This is a genomic window from Pseudomonas nitroreducens NBRC 12694 (assembly GCF_002091755.1).
GTDB classification, from domain to species: Bacteria; Pseudomonadota; Gammaproteobacteria; order Pseudomonadales; family Pseudomonadaceae; genus Pseudomonas; species Pseudomonas nitroreducens.
On the sequence record NZ_BDAI01000007.1, the window covers coordinates 128,878 to 147,191 of the forward strand.

At 63.0% G+C, this 18,314-nt stretch carries 14 protein-coding genes; 9 read left to right on the forward strand and 5 right to left on the reverse strand.

The genetic code is table 11. The features are described from left to right. Positions 1 to 92 precede the first annotated feature (92 nt). The 4 genes from aguA to PNI01S_RS19120 form a co-directional block, all read right to left on the reverse strand. On the reverse strand, positions 93 to 1,202 hold the full coding sequence (gene aguA / locus PNI01S_RS19105; RefSeq protein WP_024762137.1) for an agmatine deiminase: 1,110 nt from the start codon (positions 1,200 to 1,202) through the stop codon (positions 93 to 95). Positions 1,203 to 1,420: 218 nt separating this feature from the next. After that, complete coding sequence (locus PNI01S_RS19110) at positions 1,421 to 2,056, reverse strand: TetR/AcrR family transcriptional regulator (protein ID WP_038803552.1); 636 nt, start codon at positions 2,054 to 2,056, stop codon at positions 1,421 to 1,423. Between the two features lie 55 nt (positions 2,057 to 2,111). Then, on the reverse strand, positions 2,112 to 3,173 hold the full coding sequence (locus PNI01S_RS19115; protein ID WP_024762138.1) for a polyamine ABC transporter substrate-binding protein: 1,062 nt from the start codon (positions 3,171 to 3,173) through the stop codon (positions 2,112 to 2,114). Between the two features lie 244 nt (positions 3,174 to 3,417). After that, complete coding sequence (locus tag PNI01S_RS19120; protein ID WP_024762139.1) at positions 3,418 to 4,797, reverse strand: glutamine synthetase family protein; 1,380 nt, start codon at positions 4,795 to 4,797, stop codon at positions 3,418 to 3,420. Between the two features lie 278 nt (positions 4,798 to 5,075). Here PNI01S_RS19120 and PNI01S_RS19125 point away from each other — a divergent pair, with 278 nt between their 5' ends. From PNI01S_RS19125 to PNI01S_RS19160, 8 genes are all read left to right on the forward strand, one after another. Then, on the forward strand, positions 5,076 to 5,825 hold the full coding sequence (locus PNI01S_RS19125; RefSeq protein WP_024762140.1) for a gamma-glutamyl-gamma-aminobutyrate hydrolase family protein: 750 nt from the start codon (positions 5,076 to 5,078) through the stop codon (positions 5,823 to 5,825). Between the two features lie 40 nt (positions 5,826 to 5,865). Beyond that, complete coding sequence (locus PNI01S_RS19130; protein WP_024762141.1) at positions 5,866 to 7,224, forward strand: glutamine synthetase family protein; 1,359 nt, start codon at positions 5,866 to 5,868, stop codon at positions 7,222 to 7,224. A 61-nt stretch (positions 7,225 to 7,285) separates the two neighbouring features. Beyond that, on the forward strand, positions 7,286 to 8,653 hold the full coding sequence (locus PNI01S_RS19135; RefSeq protein ID WP_024762142.1) for an aspartate aminotransferase family protein: 1,368 nt from the start codon (positions 7,286 to 7,288) through the stop codon (positions 8,651 to 8,653). A 117-nt stretch (positions 8,654 to 8,770) separates the two neighbouring features. Next, a complete protein-coding gene (locus PNI01S_RS19140) occupies positions 8,771 to 9,871 on the forward strand; it encodes a polyamine ABC transporter substrate-binding protein (RefSeq protein ID WP_038803551.1) in 1,101 nt (366 codons plus the stop codon). 228 nt (positions 9,872 to 10,099) lie between these two features. Then, complete coding sequence (locus PNI01S_RS19145) at positions 10,100 to 11,194, forward strand: polyamine ABC transporter substrate-binding protein (RefSeq protein ID WP_024762143.1); 1,095 nt, start codon at positions 10,100 to 10,102, stop codon at positions 11,192 to 11,194. 151 nt (positions 11,195 to 11,345) lie between these two features. Continuing rightward, positions 11,346 to 12,500, forward strand: a complete 1,155-nt coding sequence (locus tag PNI01S_RS19150; RefSeq protein WP_024762144.1) for an ABC transporter ATP-binding protein — start codon at positions 11,346 to 11,348, stop codon at positions 12,498 to 12,500. Between the two features lie 26 nt (positions 12,501 to 12,526). Then, positions 12,527 to 13,408: an ABC transporter permease subunit gene (locus tag PNI01S_RS19155; protein WP_089285861.1), complete on the forward strand. Its 882-nt coding sequence runs from the start codon at positions 12,527 to 12,529 to the stop codon at positions 13,406 to 13,408. A gap of 82 nt (positions 13,409 to 13,490) precedes the next feature. Continuing rightward, entirely contained in the window at positions 13,491 to 14,363 is an 873-nt protein-coding gene (locus PNI01S_RS19160) for an ABC transporter permease subunit (RefSeq protein ID WP_024762146.1), read from the forward strand. 406 nt (positions 14,364 to 14,769) lie between these two features. Here PNI01S_RS19160 and PNI01S_RS19165 read toward each other — a convergent pair whose 3' ends face one another. Beyond that, positions 14,770 to 17,157, reverse strand: coding sequence for a penicillin acylase family protein (locus PNI01S_RS19165; protein WP_084358807.1), 2,388 nt, complete (start codon positions 17,155 to 17,157; stop codon positions 14,770 to 14,772). A gap of 107 nt (positions 17,158 to 17,264) precedes the next feature. On the opposite strand from PNI01S_RS19165, the gene PNI01S_RS19170 reads away from it, so the two are divergent. After that, a complete protein-coding gene (locus PNI01S_RS19170) occupies positions 17,265 to 18,314 on the forward strand; it encodes an AraC family transcriptional regulator (RefSeq protein WP_024762148.1) in 1,050 nt (349 codons plus the stop codon).

Below are 18,314 nucleotides of genomic sequence, written 5' to 3' on the forward strand. Positions count from 1 at the left end.
CGTTCCTACAGAGGCATTCCTCTGCCAATGAAAAAGGCCGTCGTTCCGGTGGGAGCGACGGCCCTTTTCTTCAGCAAATCAGCTTCAGCGAATCAGCGCTTCTGCGGCGCCGGCTGCTGCTGGGTGATGCAGTGGATGTTGCCGCCGCCCAGGAGAATCTCGCGGCCCGGCACCATCACCACTTCGTGTTCGGGGAAGATGCGCTTCAAGGTGGCTTCGGCCTCTGCGTCCGCCGGATCGTCGAAGCGCGGCGCGATGATGCCGCCGTTGACGATCAGGAAGTTGACGTAGGAGCCGGCCAGGCGGATCGACGGATCGCGCGGCTGGGTGCCGATCACCAGGTCGATGCCTTCGCACTCGGCTTCGGTCGCGTGGATCGGGCCGGGGATGACCATCTTGTGCACGGTGAGCTGGCGGCCCTTGGCGTCGCGGGCGGTTTCCAGCACGCGCATGGCGGCCTGGCAGCGCTCGTAGTTCGGGTCGTTCTGATCGTCGGTCCAGGCCAGCAGGACTTCGGCGGGGCGCACGTAGCAGCAGAAGTTGTCGACGTGGCCGTCGGTCTCGTCGTTGAACAGGCCGTCCGGCAGCCAGATCACGCTGTCGATGGCCAGGTGCTCGCGCAGCACGGCCTCTATCTCTTCGCGGCTCATGTGCGGGTTGCGGTTGTGGTTGAGCAGGCATTCCTCGGTGGTGATCACCGTGCCTTCGCCGTCCACATGGATCGAGCCGCCTTCCAGCACGAAGCCTTCGGTGCGGTAGCCGTCGCAACGCTCGATGCCGAGGATCTTGCTCGCCACCTGGTCGTCGCGGTGCCACGGGAAGTACAGGCCGCCTTCCAGGCCGCCCCAGGCATTGAAGGTCCAGTCCACGCCGCGTACTTCGCCGTCGTTATTGGTGACGAAGGTCGGGCCGGTGTCGCGCACCCAGGCGTCGTCGTTGCTGATTTCCACCACGCGGATGTTGGCCGCGTCGGCCAGCTGGGCGCGGGCGTTTTCGTACTGGCCGGCGGAAACGCCGATGGTCACCGGCTCGAAGCGGGCGATGGCGCGGGCCACGGCGCTGAAGGCGGCCTGCGCCGGCTTGCCGCCCAGGCGCCAGTTGTCCGGCCGCTCGGGCCAGACCATCCAGGTCTGGGTGTGGGGTTCCCATTCCGCCGGCATGCGGAAGCCATCGGCGCGGGGAGTGCTGGTCAACGTAGTCATGGGGCGATCCTGGGGGCTGCTCAGTTGGGGACGTACGGCGCTATGCGCGTCGCCCCATCCTGCGCTTTGGGTTGTGTCATTCGAGAGTGCGTCACGAGCGGCCAGTATAGGTCGCCGCGGGCAGTTTCTGATTTTATATCCGATAAAAATCGATTTATGAAGTGAATTATTCTCAGGAAATGCCCGTATATCCGGATTTTAATCGGATATAAATCGATTTATTTAAGGGGTGAGGGGCGCTTCGGCAGGCAGGGCGGCAGGTACAGCGAGAGGTAGGCATCGATCACCCGCATGCCTTCTTCAGCCAGGCGTTCGGTAATCAGCCCGTGACGCTGCACGGAGAGGGCGTAAACGCGATCACCCAGTTCGATGGCGAGGCTGAATACCTCGATATCCTGCGGCAACGGTGGCAGCTCGAAATGCCGCTCGAACAGGGCGCGCATGGCCTGGCCGAGTTGCACGTCATGCTGGCTGTCGGCCTGGGTGACTTCGGCAAGGCCGTGGCTGGCGAGGATCAGCTGGCGTGCGGCGGCGTCTTCGGCGTACACGGCCAGGGTGCGTTGTTCGACCAGTCGTGCGAGGTCGCGCCAGTCGCGTAGGGCAGCGTGATCGACGGGCTGTTCCAGGCAGGCGCGGAAGGCGGCGTGGACGTCATTGGTCAGGCCTTGCAGCAACGCCGGGACGCTGGGGAAAAAGTGATAGACGGAAGAGGGAGGAATGTCCGCGCGTTCGGCCACCGCGTAGATCGATAGCCCCGCTGCGCCGCTTTCGGCCAGCAGGGCGCGGGCCGCGTCGAGGATCACGGCGATTCTTGCCTGGCTGCTGGCGCGAGGTTTGCGGGTGGGAGCGGGCATGGCTGTCTCCGGAGCTGGGCGGCTATTGGACGCCAGCTCCGGTGCGCTCGGCAAGTCAGCTGCCGCCGTCGCGCAGCTTGGCCCAGACTTCGGTGATCACCGGGGCGGTCTTCTCCGGCGCGGTTTCCAGGGCAAACAGGCGGCGCTTGGTTTCCTGGTCCGGGTACAGGCCCGGCTGGTCGCGCAGGGCGGCATCGAGGAACTGCGCGGAGTCCTTGTTGCCGTTGGGGTAGAGGGTGGCGGCGGTGATCTGCGCGGCGACCTTGGGTTGCATCAGGTAGTCGATGAACTTCAGGGCCAGGTCCGGATGCTCGGAGGCGCTGGGGATCACCAGGTTGTCGATGAACAGCACCGAGCCTTCCTGCGGCACCACGAAGCGCACCGGCTGGCCGGCGTTGGCGGCGCCCAGGGCATCGCCGACCCAGGCCATGGCGACGCACAGTTTGCCGGCGTTGAGGTCCTGGATGTAGCGCTCGCTGTCGATGTAGCGCAGGTTCGGGCGCAGCTGTGCGAGCACTTCGCCGGCACGGCGGATCTGCGACGGCGCGCTGCGGGCGAAGTTGCGGCCCTGGTAGTTCATCAGCACCGAGAAGGCCTCGTCCGGAGCGTCCAGCAGGCTCATGCCGCAGGCCTTCAGGCGCTGGCTCTGCTGCGGGTCGAACATCACGCTCCAGCTGTCGGGCAGCTTGCCGCCGTAGGCCTTCTCCGCTTCGGGTTCGTTGATTGCCAGGCCCACGGCACCCCACAGATAAGGGATGGCGTGCTGGTTGTTGGGGTCGACGGCGGCCAGCTTGCTCAGCAACTGGGTGTCGAGGTGGCTGCGGTTGGGCAGCTTGGAGAAATCCAATGCCTGGATGCGCTTGTCGCGGATCAGCGCCGGCAGGTCGTTGTGCGAGGGCACGGCGACGTCGATCTTCTCACCGCTCTCCAGGGCCTTCTTGACCTCTTCGGCGGTGCTGTAGGTCTTGTAGTCGACACGGATGCCGGTGTCCTTCTCGAAGTCCTTGAGCACTTCGGGAGCGATGTAGTCGTTCCAGTTGTAGACATGGATGACTTGCTCCGCCCAGGCAGACAGCGGACACAACAGCATCAGAATCAAGGCGTACAGGCGTGGCATTGGCGATCTCCCTGAATGAACCACGTAATCAGCGGATGCGGCATTCGCCGCTCGATAGCGCGACAGCAAAGACACGACAGACGCGATGGCGCCCGGGCGGGCGGATGGAGACATCGCGAGCAGGAAGGAACGACGGATGTGACTCGCCCTGGCGCCCCTCCTCGCCGTTGCGATGTCGCAGTTCCCCGGGTGTGCCAGAGGCACAAGGAAACGCCGGCACGAGGGCCGGCGTTTCGTTTACCACTTATACGGTGTGCAAGTACCAGTTGTACTCGAGATCGGAAATCGAATACTCGAACTCCTGCATCTCATGCTCCTTGCACGCGACGAAGATGTCGATGTACTCGGGGCTGATGTACTTGTTCATCACGTCGCTGTCGTCCAGCTCGCGCAGGGCATCGCGCAAGTTGTTCGGCAGGCTCTGTTCCAGCTGCTCGTAGGCGTTGCCTTCGATCGGCGCGCCCGGCTCGACCTTGTTGGTCAGGCCGTGGTGGACGCCAGCCAGTACAGCCGAGAGCAGCAGGTACGGGTTGGCGTCGGCACCGGCGACGCGGTGTTCCAGGCGCACCGCTTCCGGTGCTCCGGTCGGCACGCGCAGGGCGACGGTACGGTTGTCCAGGCCCCAGCTCGGCGCGTTCGGCACGAAGAAGGCCGAACCGAAACGGCGGTACGAGTTGACGTTCGGGCAGAGGAACGCCATCGACGCCGGCAGGGTCTCGAGCACACCGCCGATCGCGTGGCGCAATGCGGCGTTCTGCTCGGGATCCTCGCTGGTGAAGATGTTCTTGCCGTCCTTGTCGAGCAGCGAGACGTGGACGTGCAGACCGTTGCCAGCCTGACCCGGGTAGGGCTTGGCCATGAAGGTCGAGTCCATCTCGTGGTCGTAGGCGACGTTCTTGATCAGGCGCTTGAGCAGGACTGCGTAGTCGCAGGCCTTCAGAGCGTCGTCAACGTGGTGCATGTTGACTTCGAACTGGGCCGGTGCGCTTTCCTTGACGATGGCGTCGGCGGGGATGCCCTGGGCGCGGGCGCCGTCGATGATGTCCTGGAGGCAATCAGCGTATTCGTCGAGGTCGTCGATGGAGTAGACCTGGACCGATTGCGGGCGCTTGCCGGAGATCGGCGAGCGCGGCGGCTGCGGCCGGCCGTTCACGTTCTCCTGGTCGATCAGGTAGAACTCGAGCTCGAAGGCCGCGACGATGGTCAGGCCGATGTCGGTGAACTTCTGTACCACCTGACGCAGTACTTCACGCGGGTCGGCGAAGAACGGCGTGCGTTCTTCCATCTCGTGCATGGTCATCAGCAACTGCGCGGTCGGGCGCTTCTGCCAGGGCTCCATGGAGAGGGTATTGGGGATCGGGAAACAGACGCGGTCTGCGTCGCCAATGTCCAGGCCGAGGCCGGTGCTTTCCACGGTGGAGCCGGTGATGTCGAGAGCGAAGAGAGAGGCGGGGAGGTTGATGCCCTTCTCATAGACTTTGGGCAGGTTGGTGCGTTCGATGCGCTTGCCGCGGACCACACCATTCATGTCTGCAATAAGGAGGTCGACGAACTGGACCTCGGGGTGTTCCTTCAGGAACTCACTCGCTTCTTCGAGCGACACGGCACTCTGGGGTACCGACATGATGTCACACCTTTATTGTTAAAAATTTCAATCATTCGAAAGCTGAGGTGTGAGTCAATCCGAATTGGCAAGGGTTGTCAATGTCGCACCAAAGTGGGGCGCATCAGTCCTGATGGGCCGTTTTTGGGGCGTTTCGAGCCGCTTTTGATCCGCGGAGAGCCTTTGCTGGCGGGCTGTTCAGTGGGGCGTGTTTGATTTTTTACATGGCTATTGTGTAAAAAAATGAACAAGGCTAAGCTCGGCCTCAAGCCCATAACACTTACAAACACGGGTGTCCCATGTCTCGCCTGCCGTTAATCGGCGTGTCCGCCTGCCTCAAGCAGATCGGTTCCAAACCCTACCATGTTGCTGGCGACAAATACCTCAGAGCGCTGATCTCCGGGGCCTCGGGCATTCCTTTGATCATTCCCTCCCTGGGCGATGCCATCGACCAGGAAGACATGTTGGCCGCGTTCGACGGCCTGCTCTTCACAGGCTCGGCGTCGAACGTCGAACCCCATCATTATAGTGGCTCCGCCAGCGTTGCAGGCACCCCCCATGATCCCGAGCGCGACAGCACGACGCTGCCGCTGATTCGCCGCGCCGTCGCGGCCGGGATTCCGGTGCTGGGCATCTGCCGCGGCTTCCAGGAAATGAATGTCGCCTTCGGCGGTTCGTTGCACCAGAAGGTGCACGAAGTCGAGGGCTTCATGGACCACCGCGAACCTGCCGGTGAGCCGATCGAAATCCAATATGGTCTGCGGCATGTCGTCGACGTGCAGCCGGGCGGCGTTTTCGCCGGTATCGGGCTACCCTCGCAGTTCCAGGTCAATTCTATTCACGGCCAGGGCGTTGATCGTCTGGCGCCCGGCCTTCGTGTAGAAGCTCTGGCGCCTGACGGGTTGGTTGAAGCCTTCTCCGTCGAAGGTGCGGCCTTCGCCGTCGGGGTGCAGTGGCACCCGGAATGGCAGGTCGAAACGAACCCCAACTATCTCGCTATCTTCCAGGCATTCGGCAAAGCCTGCAGCAAGAGGGCGGGGAACCGCTGAGTCCGGCGTTGGGGCCGGGCTCTCAAACCCTGAGGTCTTTATGACTAGCAAGCTAGACCAGCTCAGTGGCTGGTTGAAGGAACGCAAGATCACTGAAGTGGAATGCATGATCGCCGACCTGACCGGGATCGCCCGGGGCAAGATCGCGCCGACTGCGAAATTCCTCAACGAGAAGGGCATGCGCCTGCCGGAGAGCGTTCTCCTGCAGACCGTGACCGGCGACTACGTCGAGGATGACATCTATTACGACCTGCTGGACCCGGCCGACATCGATATGGTCTGCCGCCCGGACGAGAATGCCGTGTTCCTCGTCCCCTGGGCCATTGAGCCGACCGCGATGGTCATCCACGATACCTACGACAAGCTGGGCAACCCCATCGAGCTGTCGCCGCGCAACGTCCTCAAGCGCGTCCTCCAGCTATACGCCGAAAAGGGCTGGAGGCCGATCGTGGCTCCGGAGATGGAGTTCTACCTGACCAAGCGCAGCGACGACCCCGACTACCCGCTGCAGGCTCCGGTGGGCCGTTCCGGCCGCCAGGAGACCGGTCGCCAGTCCTTCTCCATCGACGCGGCGAACGAATTCGACCCGCTGTTCGAGGACATGTACGACTGGTGCGAACTGCAGGGCCTGGATCTGGACACCCTGATCCATGAAGAAGGCACCGCGCAGATGGAGATCAACTTCCGTCACGGCGATGCCCTGGACCTGGCCGACCAGATCGTGGTGTTCAAGCGCACCATGCGCGAGGCCGCTCTCAAGCACAACGTGGCCGCGACCTTCATGGCCAAGCCGATGACCGGCGAGCCGGGCAGTGCCATGCACCTGCACCAGAGCATCGTCGACATCAAGACCGGCAAGAACATCTTCTCCAACGCCGACGGCAGCATGAGCGAGCTGTTCCTGCATCACATCGGCGGCCTGCAGAAGCTGATTCCCGAGGCGCTGCCGCTGTTCGCGCCGAACGTCAACTCGTTCCGCCGCTTCCTGCCCGACACCTCGGCGCCGGTGAACGTGGAATGGGGCGAAGAGAACCGCACCGTGGGCCTGCGCGTACCGGATTCCACCCCGGACAACCGGCGCGTGGAAAACCGCCTGGCCGGCGCCGATGCCAACCCCTACCTGGCCCTCGCCGCCAGCCTGCTGTGCGGCTACATCGGCATGGTCGAAGGCCTCAAACCCAGTGCGCAGGTCAAGGGCCGCGGCTATGAACGGCGTAACCTGCGCCTGCCGCTGACCATCGAGGCTGCACTGGAGTGCATGGAAGGTAGCAAGACCCTGGAGAAATACCTGGGTGACAAGTTCATTCGAGGCTATGTCGCGGTGAAGCGCGCCGAGCACGAGAACTTCAAGCGAGTAATCAGTTCCTGGGAGCGCGAGTTCCTCCTGCTTTCTGTCTGATCGGCGTGGGGTCCGGCGCGTGGCCGGGCCCCGTGTTTCTTAGAGAAGAGGTTTTATCAAGATGACTAACCAGACCAGCGCCAACACCCAACACTGGCAGGCGCTCAGCCGCGATCACCACCTGGCTCCGTTCACCGACTACAAGCAGCTGAACGAGAAGGGTGCGCGCATCATCACCAAGGCCGAAGGCGTGTACCTGTGGGACAGCGAGGGCAACAAGATCCTCGACGGCATGGCTGGCCTGTGGTGCGTGAACGTCGGTTACGGTCGCAAGGAACTTGCTGAAGCCGCCTACAAGCAGATGCAGGAACTGCCCTACTACAACCTGTTCTTCCAGACCGCACACCCGCCGGTACTGGAGCTGTCCAAGGCCATCGCCGACATCGCTCCCGAAGGCATGAACCACGTGTTCTTCACCGGCTCGGGTTCGGAGTCCAACGACACCGTGCTGCGCATGGTCCGCCACTACTGGTCGATCAAGGGTCAGCCGCAGAAGAAGGTGGTCATCGGCCGCTGGAACGGCTACCACGGCTCCACCGTCGCCGGCGTCAGCCTGGGCGGCATGAAGGCGCTGCACGAGCAGGGTGACCTGCCGATCCCGGGTATCGAGCACATCGCCCAGCCTTACTGGTTCGGCGAAGGCGGCGACATGGACCCGGAAGAGTTCGGCGTCTGGGCTGCCGAGCAGCTGGAGAAGAAGATTCTCGAAGTCGGCGAAGACAAGGTCGCCGCCTTCATCGCCGAGCCCCTGCAGGGCGCGGGTGGCGTGATCGTTCCGCCGAAAACCTACTGGCCGAAGATCCGCGAGATCCTCGCCAAGTACGACATCCTGTTCATCGCTGACGAAGTGATCTGTGGTTTCGGCCGTACCGGCGAATGGTTCGGCAGCCAGTACTTCGGCAACGCCCCGGACCTGATGCCGATCGCCAAGGGCCTGACCAGCGGTTACATCCCCATGGGCGGTGTGATCGTTCGCGACGAGATCGTCCATACCCTGAATGAGGGTGGCGAGTTCTACCACGGCTTCACTTACTCTGGTCACCCGGTAGCCGCTGCGGTGGCGCTGGAGAACATCCGCATCCTGCGCGAAGAGAAGATCGTCGAGCGAGTGAAGAGCGAAACGGCACCGTATTTGCAACAACGCTGGCAAGAGCTGGCCGACCATCCCCTGGTAGGCGAAGCCCGCGGGGTAGGCCTGGTGGCAGCACTGGAGCTGGTGAAGAACAAGAAGACCCGCGAGCGCTTCGAAGGCAAGGGTGTCGGGATGCTGTGCCGCGAGCACTGCTTCCGCAACGGTCTGATCATGCGCGCGGTGGGAGACACTATGATTATCTCGCCGCCGCTGGTGATCGAGAAATCGCAGATCGATGACCTGATCACCCTGGCGCGCAAGTGCCTCGATCAAACCGCCGCAGCCGTTCTGTCTTGAGTCTTTCACCAGACCTTTGACAGACTGCGCCTGTGCGTTGGCCAGGCTCACCGGGTGGTGACGGAAGGAGATGTCCACGCCACCCGGAACATCAAAAAAACAAACGGAGCTACCCGCATGTTCAAGACCTTCGGCAAATCCCTGCTCGCTGTAACGCTGGCAGGCGCTGTGGCTGGTATGGCGCAGGCTGATGACAAGGTGCTGCACGTCTACAACTGGTCGGACTACATCGCGCCGGACACGGTCGACAAGTTCACCAAGGAAACCGGTATCAAGGTCGTCTACGACGTCTACGACAGCAACGAAGTGCTGGAAGCCAAGCTGCTGGCCGGCAAGTCGGGCTACGACATCGTGGTGCCGTCCAACTCCTTCCTGGCCAAGCAGATCAAGGCGGGTGTGTATGTGCCGCTGGACAAGTCCAAGCTGCCGAACTGGAAGAACCTGAATCCGGACATCATGAAGACCCTGGAGATCAGCGACCCGGGCAACCAGTACGCGATCCCCTACATGTGGGGCACCATCGGCATCGGCTACAACCCGGACAAGGTCAAGGCCGCGCTGGGCGACAACGCCCCGGTGGACTCCTGGGACCTGGTGTTCAAGCCGGAAAACATTCAGAAGCTGAAGGCCTGCGGCGTGAGCTTCCTCGACTCGCCGACCGAAATGATCCCGGCAGCCCTGCACTACCTGGGCTACAAGCCCGATAGTCAGGACCCCAAAGAGCTCAAGGAAGCCGAGGCACTGTTCCTGAAGATTCGTCCGTACATCTCCTACTTCCACTCCTCCAAGTACATTTCCGATATCGCCAACGGCAACATCTGCGTGGCCATCGGTTACTCGGGTGACGTGTACCAGGCCAAGTCCCGCGCTGAAGAAGCCAAGAACAAGGTCACTGTGAAGTACAACATTCCGAAGGAAGGTGCTGGCGCGTTCTTCGACACCGTTGCCATTCCGAAGGATGCCGAGAACCAGGAAGCCGCGCTGAAGTGGATCAACTTCCTGCTCGAGCCGGCCGTCATGTCCGAGATCACCAACGTCGTGCAGTTCCCGAACGGCAACGCCGCGGCCACCCCGATGGTGAACGAGGCGATCCGCAACGACCCGGGCGTGTATCCGACTCCGGAAACCATGAAGAAGCTGTACGCCTTCCCGGATCTGCCGGCGAAGACCCAGCGTCTGATGACCCGCAGCTGGACCACCATCAAGTCCGGCAAGTAATCGGGTAGTCGCTGCCGCCTGACGCGGCAGCGGATGGTCCGGGACCGCGGCGGGGGAGTGCCCTTCCTCGCCGCTACCGGCAGCAACAAACAGCTTCCATCGGTGGAATGGCTGCGCAGGCCCTGGCGCTCTCGTGCTGATGAAGGGTTCGGCGCTATCCACGGACCGGCCGTCGAAACCCCGGCAGCAACCGACAGAAGTAGTAAAAAACAACGAGAGGACTCACGTGTGCGCATTCCCTTCCGCAGAACCCTGATCGCTGCAGTCTCCGTCCTCGGCCTGGCCTCGCAGGTGCAGGCGCAAGAGACCGTCCACATCTACAACTGGTCGGACTACATTGGTGAAACCACCCTCGCCGATTTCGAGAAGGAAACCGGTATCAAGCCGGTGTACGACGTCTTCGACTCCAACGAAACCCTGGAAGGCAAGCTCCTGGCCGGTCGCACCGGTTATGACGTGGTCGTGCCGTCCAACCACTTCCTCGGTCGCCAGATCAAGGCCGGTGCGTTCCAGAAGCTGGACAAGAGCCAGCTGCCGAACTGGTCGAACCTCGACCCGCACCTGATGAAACAGCTCGAGGCCAACGACCCGGGCAACGAGTACGGCGTGCCGTACCTGTGGGGCACCAACGGCATCGGCTACAACGTCGACAAGGTCAAGGCCGTGCTGGGTGTCGACAAGATCGATTCGTGGGCTGTGCTGTTCGAGCCCGAGAACATGAAGAAGCTCAGCCAGTGCGGCGTCGCCTTCCTCGATTCGGGCGACGAGATGATGCCGGCTGTGCTCAAGTACCTGGGGTTGGACCCCAATAGCACCAATCCGGACGACTACAAGAAGGTGGAAGAGAAGCTGATGGCGGTGCGCCCATACGTCACCTACTTCCATTCCTCCAAGTACATTTCCGACCTGGCCAACGGCAACATCTGCGTGGCGGCCGGTTTCTCCGGTGACGTATTCCAGGCCGCCAACCGCGCCAAGGAAGCCGGCAAGGGCGTGAACATCGCCTACGCCATTCCCAAGGAAGGCGCCAACCTCTGGTTCGACATCCTCGCCATTCCGAAGGATGCCTCCAACCCGAAGGCAGCCCATGCGTTCATCAACTACCTGCTCAAACCCGAAGTGATCGCCAAGGTCAGCGATTACGTCGGTTACGCCAACCCGAACCCCAAGGCTGGCGAATTCATGGATGAGTCCGTGCGCAACAATCCTGAGGTGTACCCATCCCAGGAGGTTCTCGACAAACTCTTCGTGCAGCATGAGCTGCCGCCGAAGACCCTGCGCCTCATGACCCGTTCCTGGACCAAGATCAAGTCAGGCAAGTAAGGCGGATTTCCCCCAATCCGTCCGCGCGGGCACGGAGCGTCGGAGAGCCCCTCGAAAGGTTTTCCGACGCACGTAAACTGCGCCAGCCCTGAGTAATACCAAGCATGCCCGGCCGCGGGGGCCGGGCCTCTATGATTTGGGAGTTGTGGTAATGGCAATAGCCTCCGGTGCCTACAAGAAAGCCTTGAGTGGCGACCAGAAACCGAAAGAGGTTCTGGTAAAAATCGACCGGGTCAGCAAGCAGTTCGACGAAACGCTGGCTGTGGACAGCGTGACCCTGGACATCAAGAAGGGCGAGATCTTCGCCCTGCTGGGTGGTTCGGGTTCGGGCAAGTCGACCCTGCTTCGCATGCTGGCTGGTTTCGAGCGTCCCACTGAAGGTCGCATCTTCCTCGATGGCCAGGACATTACCGACCTGCCGCCCTATGAGCGGCCGATCAACATGATGTTCCAGTCGTACGCCCTGTTCCCCCACATGAGCGTGGCGCAGAACATCGCTTTCGGCCTCAAGCAGGACGGCCTGCCCAAGGCAGAGATCGACAAGATCGTCGACGAGATGCTCAAGCTCGTACAGATGACCCAGTACGCCAAGCGCAAGCCGCACCAGCTCTCCGGTGGCCAGCGCCAGCGCGTGGCCCTGGCCCGTTCCCTGGCCAAGCGTCCGAAGCTGCTGCTGCTCGACGAGCCCATGGGCGCGCTGGACAAGAAGCTGCGTTCGCAAATGCAGCTGGAACTGGTGGAGATCATCGAGCGCGTAGGCGTGACCTGCGTGATGGTGACCCACGACCAGGAAGAGGCCATGACCATGGCCCAGCGCATCGCCATCATGCACCTGGGTTGCATCGAGCAGATCGGCAGCCCGATGGACATCTACGAGACGCCGGCCAGCCGCCTGATCTGTGAGTTTATCGGCAACGTCAACCTGTTCGACGGCGAGATCGTCGAAGACCTGCAGGACCACGCGGTGATCGCCTGCCCGCAGCTGGAAAACCCGATCTACATCGGCCACGGCATCAGCACCCGTGCCGAGAACAAGCGCATCACCTACGCGCTGCGCCCGGAAAAGGTCATGGTCAGCGCGCAGAAGCCCGCCGACCTTGAGCACGAAGGCTTCAACGTTGCCCAGGGCACCGTGCATGACATCGCCTACCTGGGCGGCCACTCGGTGTACTACATCAAGCTGGCTTCGGGCTTCATCGTCCAGGCCTTCATGGCCAACGCCGAGCGCCACGTGGCGCGTCCGACCTGGGACCAGCCGGTTTACATCAGCTGGTACGACGACAGCGGTGTGGTACTGCAATCATGAACATCAGCAAATCGCTCATGAAACGCCTGCCGAACGGCCGGCATGCCGTGATCGGTGTGCCGTTCTTCTGGCTGTTCCTGTTCTTCCTGCTGCCCTTCGCCATCGTGCTGAAGATCAGTCTGGCAGCCGCAGACGTGGCCATTCCGCCGTACACCGAAGTGTTCCAGTACGCCGACCAGACCCTCCAGGTCGTGATGAACCTGGGCAACTACCTGATGCTGACGGACGACCCGCTCTACATCGACGCCTACCTGGGCTCGCTGAAGATGGCGGCGATCAGCACATTCCTCTGCCTTGTGATCGGTTATCCGATGGCCTACGCTATCGCCCGCGCCAGCAAGGAAATGCAGACCGTCCTGCTGCTGCTGATCATGATGCCGACCTGGACGGCAATCCTGATCCGCGTGTACGCCTGGATGGGCATCCTGTCCAACAACGGCCTGCTCAACAGCTTCCTGATGTGGCTGGGTATCATCAACGAGCCGCTGACGATCCTGAACACCAACTTCGCGGTGTACATCGGCATCGTCTACTCGTATCTGCCCTTCATGGTCATGCCGCTCTACGCCAACCTGGTGAAGCACGACATGAGCCTGCTCGAAGCCGCGTCCGACCTCGGCGCGCGCAGCTTCACCAGCTTCTGGAAGATCACCGTGCCGCTGTCCAAGAACGGCATCATCGCCGGCTGCATGCTGGTGTTCATCCCGGCGGTGGGCGAGTTCGTGATTCCGGAACTGCTCGGCGGCCCCGAGACGCTGATGATCGGCAAGGTGCTGTGGCAGGAGTTCTTCAACAACCGTGACTGGCCGGTGGCGTCTGCCCTTGCCGTGGTGATGCTGGCCATCCTGATCATCCCCATCATTCTCTTTAACAAGAACCAGGCTAAAGAGCTGGAGGGCAAGGTATGAGTTTCTTCAAGGCAATCTGCCCATCATTCTCTTTAACAGACTCTTTACCCACGAGCCTGGCTAAAGAGCTGGAGGGCAAGGCATGAACAAGCGTTGGTCGTTCTCCAACATCATGCTGGTGTTGGGCCTGCTCTTCATCTACGTGCCGATGATCATCCTGGTCATCTACTCCTTCAACGGCTCCAAACTGGTGACCGTGTGGGGCGGCTGGTCGGTGAAGTGGTACGTCGGCCTGCTGGACAACCAGCAGCTCGTTGGCTCGGTGTTCCGCTCGCTGGAGATCGCCTGCTACACCGCGATCTCCTCGGTAGCCCTGGGTACCCTGGCCGCCTTCGTGCTGACCCGCATCCCGCGCTTCCGTGGCCGTACGCTGTTCGGCGGCATGGTCACCGCGCCGCTGGTCATGCCCGAGGTCATCACCGGTCTGTCGCTGCTGCTGCTGTTCGTCGCCATGGCCCAGCTGATCGGCTGGCCGCAGGAACGCGGCATCGTGACCATCTGGATCGCCCACACCAGCTTCTGCTCGTCCTACGTAGCGGTGGTGGTGTCGGCACGCCTGCGCGAACTGGACCTGTCCATCGAGGAAGCGGCCATGGACCTGGGCGCCAAGCCCTGGAAAGTGTTCATGCTGATCACCATCCCGATGATCGCCCCGTCGCTGGCGGCGGGCGGCATGATGTCCTTCGCCCTGTCGCTGGATGATCTGGTACTGGCCAGCTTCGTCTCCGGTCCTGGCTCCACCACCCTGCCGATGGAAGTGTTCTCCGCCGTGCGCCTGGGCGTGAAGCCGGAGATCAACGCCGTCGCCAGCCTGATCCTGCTGACCGTTTCGCTGTTCACCTTCTTCGCCTGGTACTTCACCCGTCAGGCCGAGGAACGTCGCAAGCGTGCGATCCAGGAAGCCATGGAGTCCAACGCGACCGACTGGCAGAAGGGTTCGACAGCCACCGCCTGACGCCGTCTTGTCGGCCGGTAGTATCCGGCGATTGTCGAACCACGGGCCACCTTCGGGTGGCCCGTGTTTTTTGCTCACACGTTATTCCGAAGTGCTTGGAAGACTTGGGTTTATCGGAAAAATCCGTGGGTAGGAAAGCGCAACTCCCAGCGGATTGCGATCTACGCTTTAAACGTTCGGTTGCGCTTTCCGGTCTCCCCCGAACCAGGACCGGGGCGCGCCGCCGGCAAACTTCCAGTGACGCCTTTTGGCACTCCGTGCGGGAGACGGCGCCCAATACAACACCCCGATCGTTATCCCTTGGGGAAATAACGCGCCAGGGAGCTTCGGCATCTCCCGCAACACTCTCTACATGCACCCATGAAAAACCCCGCAGGAGCGGGGTTTTTCATTTTCGGCAGGCAACTCAGCGACGGACGGGGATCAGCCGCAGAATGCCCTTGGTGTTGGCCTTTACCTCGTTGTCCTCGTAGTGCTGCGGCAGGTACTGGCCTTCGATGTAGGCTTCGGCCTGGTCGTCGTAGTGCTTGTCGAAGGGCACGCCGCTCTGGCCCACCGGGTTGATGCCCAGGCTGTGGGCCGGGTCGGCGAAGTCGATCAGGCGACGGGTGGACGGGCCGTAGACCACCTGCCAGGGTGCCGGGCCGACGCGGGCGGAGAGGTTGTTCGGTACCTCGTGGCCACCCGGCGCGGCGAATGGGCCGACATTGAAGAGGCGATCCAGCGGCTTCTGCTGGCCCAGCGGGTGGCCGTGGGTCAGGGTGTGCGCCTTACCCCACAGCCACTGTTTCGAGTCCTGGCCGAGGGTGGTGCGCAGATGCGCCAGGCTGTCTTTCCAGGCGGCCTTGACGATATCCGCGCGAGTTTCCTTCTGCGGCGTCTTGCGGTTGTCCCACCAGGGCGAGCTCTCGTCGGCGGCCAGGCGCGGCAGGGCCACGTCGAGCACGCGGGTGGACAGCAGGTTGTCGAAGAAGGCGTCGCCCATCTCGTCGCGCATGGCGCCGTCTGCCACCTGGTAGAGGAGCTGGTTGAACAGCGTGGCGGTCACGGAGTCCAGCGGATGGTCGCCCTGCCAGTTGGCCAGGCTCTCCACCAGCGCCTTCTCTTCGTCGCTTGCTGCGGCTTCACGCAGGATCGGCAGCAGCGGCTTGAGGAAGCGCGGGCCATAGCCGGTGGCGGTGTCCAGTTGCAGCGCCTGGCTGTTCTGCAGGTCCCATTTCACCGAATCGTCGGACAGGCGCTTGTTCAGTTGCTGACCGCGGTCGGGCAGGTTGTAGTAGCCCGGCACCGGGCGACCGTTGGCCGGTACCGGCTGGAAGTTGGCCGAGACGATGTAGCCGCGCGCCGGGTTTTCTTCCTGCGGGTTCTCGCTGAAGGGGTAGAAGCCGGTCTTGTCGGCCTGGCCGCTGGCGCCGTCGAGCAGGAAGTTCGGGTTGACCCCGTCCGGGCGTACCGGCAATTGCGCCGATGCCCACCAGCCGATGTCGCCGCGGGCGTTGGCCCATACCACGTTGAGGCCCGGCGACTGGATCTTCGAAGCCGCCGTGCGGGCCTTGGCCAGGGTATCGGCGCGGTTCAGCTCGTAGAAGCCATCGAGGATCGGGTTCTGGGTTTCCAGGAAGGCCCACCACATGGCCACCGGCGTCTTGCCCGAGGCAGTGCCCAGCGCGTCATTGACCAGCGGACCGTGGGGCGAGCTGCGCAGGGTGATCTTCACTGGCGCCTCGCCTTTCACGGCGATGCTCTGCTCCTCGCTCTTCAGGTCCACCCACTGGCCGTGGTACCAGACCTGGTTGGGGTTGTCCGGGTTGACCTTCTCGGCGACCAGGTCGACGTCGTCGTTCTGGAACATGGTCAGGCTCCAGCCGAACTGCAGGTTATGGCCCAGCGAGGCGAACGGGTTGAGCGCCTGGTAGTGGCCGTACAGCTCGAACCCCGGCGCGCTGGCCTGCATCTCGTACCACACTGCCGGCACGGCGAAGCGGATGTGTGGGTCACCCGCCAGCAGCGGCTTGCCGCTCTTGGTGCGGCTGCCGGACACGGCCCAGGCGTTGCTGCCTTCGAACTGCGGCAGGCCGGCCTTCTCCAGGGCCGCGTGGCTGAGCTGGGCGATGGCGCTCATGTCCTGCCAGTCGGCGGCGGCCAACGTGGACGGCGTGAGGACGCCGTTGGGGTGCCAGTCGAGGTCGAAGACTTTCAGGTAATCCGCGCCCAGTTGGTCGCGTACGTAGGTCAGCACCGGTTCGGTACGGAAGGCGGCGGCGAAGCTGTAGGCCATGTAGCCGGCGACGCTGACGGTGTCCTCGGGCGTGAAGGGGCGCTTGGGTATGCCGAGGATGTCGAACTCCACCGGGCGCGGGTGGCTGTCCTGGAACTGGTTGACGCCATCGAGGTAGGCGACCAGGGCCTTCCAGGCCGGGGAATTCTTGTCCTGTGTCTTCACATACTCCGCCGCGTGGTCGCGGATGCGCAGGCTACGGAACATGCGGTCGGTGTCCACCAGCTTGGGCCCGAGCACTTCGGCGAGCTCGCCGCGGGACAGGCGCCGCAGTATTTCCATCTGGAACAGCCGGTCCTGGGCATGCACGTAACCGATCGCCCGGTACATGTCCTCCTCGCTGCCGGCCTTGATGTGCGGCACGCCACGCTCGTCGTAGCGAACCGTGACTTCGCTGGCGAGGCCGGCCAGCGGCAGTTGTCCGTCGCGTACCGGCTGCTTGCCGTGCAGGTACCAGCCAGCGCCCGCCGCGGCAGCGGCGACAACGACAGCGAGGACAGTCAAAGTGCGTTTCATGGGGCAACTCCTTGTTGTTATGCGGCGATTCTGCAAAGGAAGTCGCATGGCGTTCATTGACCAAATGCCTCATGGCTGGAACTCTTCGGTCAATCCCAGGAGGAAGCATGTCCGCCCCAGAGCTGAATTTCCCGGCAGCGCCAGCCATGACTCAGTCCGCCACCCTGCGCCGCCAGTTGTACGAGGCGCTGTCCGTGCTGGGCTTCGATCCGACCGACATCTACCGCCAGGCCTTGCAGAAGGTCCGCCTGCCGCCGCCGGCGCAGAGTGGCCGGCTGGTACATGACGATGCCCCGCTATTCTGGACGACCCTCGACGACATCACCGGCGATCCCGACATCGGCCTGCACCTGGGCGAGGCGATGAGGCCGCGTCTGCTCGATGTGGTCGGCTACCTGCAGATGGCCAGCGGCGACCTGCGCGAGGCGCTGCAGAGCTTCCTGCGTTTCCAGCACATCCTCTCCGGTGGCTTCGCCGCACAGATGCATGAAGAGGGCGACCGGGTACGGCTGATCCTCGACCTCAACTACCTGGGCATCAGCAACCTGCGGCAGCAGATGGAGTGCCTCATGCTGCTGTTTCTCAAGCAGCTGGCGCTGATCACCGACGATGAGTTCCGCGTCCAGGCCGTGGAGTTCCGCCATCCCCAGCCACGCCGCCTGAGCGAGCACCGGCGGCTGTTCGGCCTGACGCCCAGCTTCGGCAAGCCCCATGACGCCTTGCTCTTCGACCGGGCCCTGCTGGCGAGGCCTTCGCGTACCGGCAACCCGGTGCTGCACCGCCTGCTCACCGAGCATGCGCGAGAACAGCTGGGCACGCTGGACGAGAACGACCTGCTCAATCGCCTGCGCTACCTGATCGGCATCCGCCTGGGGGAGGGGGAGTGCACCCTGCAAAGTTGTGCTCGCGAACTGGGCGTGCGCGCAGGGCTGCTGCAGCGCAACCTGGCGAGCCGGGCGCAGACGTTCAGGGAGGTGCGAGAGGAAGTGCGCCGGCAGCGTGCGGCGCAGTTGCTGGAGCAGGGCGTGGCGATTCGCGAGGTGGCGCGGGCCTGTGGGTTTGCCGAGGTGTCGCCGTTCTATCGTGCCTTCAGGCGCTGGTATTCGGTGCCGCCCGAGCGCTATCGCCAGCGCCTGCGAGGCGGCACCGAAGGCTGA

Excerpts from the sequence above, each read along its gene's own strand:
- PNI01S_RS19135 (WP_024762142.1), top strand. The coding sequence starts at position 7,286 with ATGACTAACCAGACCAGCGCCAACACCCAACACTGGCAGGCGCTCAGC.
- PNI01S_RS19165 (WP_084358807.1), bottom strand. The coding sequence starts at position 17,157 with ATGAAACGCACTTTGACTGTCCTCGCTGTCGTTGTCGCCGCTGCCGCG.
- PNI01S_RS19150 (WP_024762144.1), top strand. The coding sequence starts at position 11,346 with ATGGCAATAGCCTCCGGTGCCTACAAGAAAGCCTTGAGTGGCGACCAG.
- PNI01S_RS19120 (WP_024762139.1), bottom strand. The coding sequence starts at position 4,797 with ATGTCGGTACCCCAGAGTGCCGTGTCGCTCGAAGAAGCGAGTGAGTTC.
- PNI01S_RS19140 (WP_038803551.1), top strand. The coding sequence starts at position 8,771 with ATGTTCAAGACCTTCGGCAAATCCCTGCTCGCTGTAACGCTGGCAGGC.
- PNI01S_RS19110 (WP_038803552.1), bottom strand. The coding sequence starts at position 2,056 with ATGCCCGCTCCCACCCGCAAACCTCGCGCCAGCAGCCAGGCAAGAATC.
- PNI01S_RS19115 (WP_024762138.1), bottom strand. The coding sequence starts at position 3,173 with ATGCCACGCCTGTACGCCTTGATTCTGATGCTGTTGTGTCCGCTGTCT.
- PNI01S_RS19125 (WP_024762140.1), top strand. The coding sequence starts at position 5,076 with ATGTCTCGCCTGCCGTTAATCGGCGTGTCCGCCTGCCTCAAGCAGATC.
- PNI01S_RS19170 (WP_024762148.1), top strand. The coding sequence starts at position 17,265 with ATGTCCGCCCCAGAGCTGAATTTCCCGGCAGCGCCAGCCATGACTCAG.
- PNI01S_RS19160 (WP_024762146.1), top strand. The coding sequence starts at position 13,491 with ATGAACAAGCGTTGGTCGTTCTCCAACATCATGCTGGTGTTGGGCCTG.
- aguA (WP_024762137.1), bottom strand. The coding sequence starts at position 1,202 with ATGACTACGTTGACCAGCACTCCCCGCGCCGATGGCTTCCGCATGCCG.
- PNI01S_RS19130 (WP_024762141.1), top strand. The coding sequence starts at position 5,866 with ATGACTAGCAAGCTAGACCAGCTCAGTGGCTGGTTGAAGGAACGCAAG.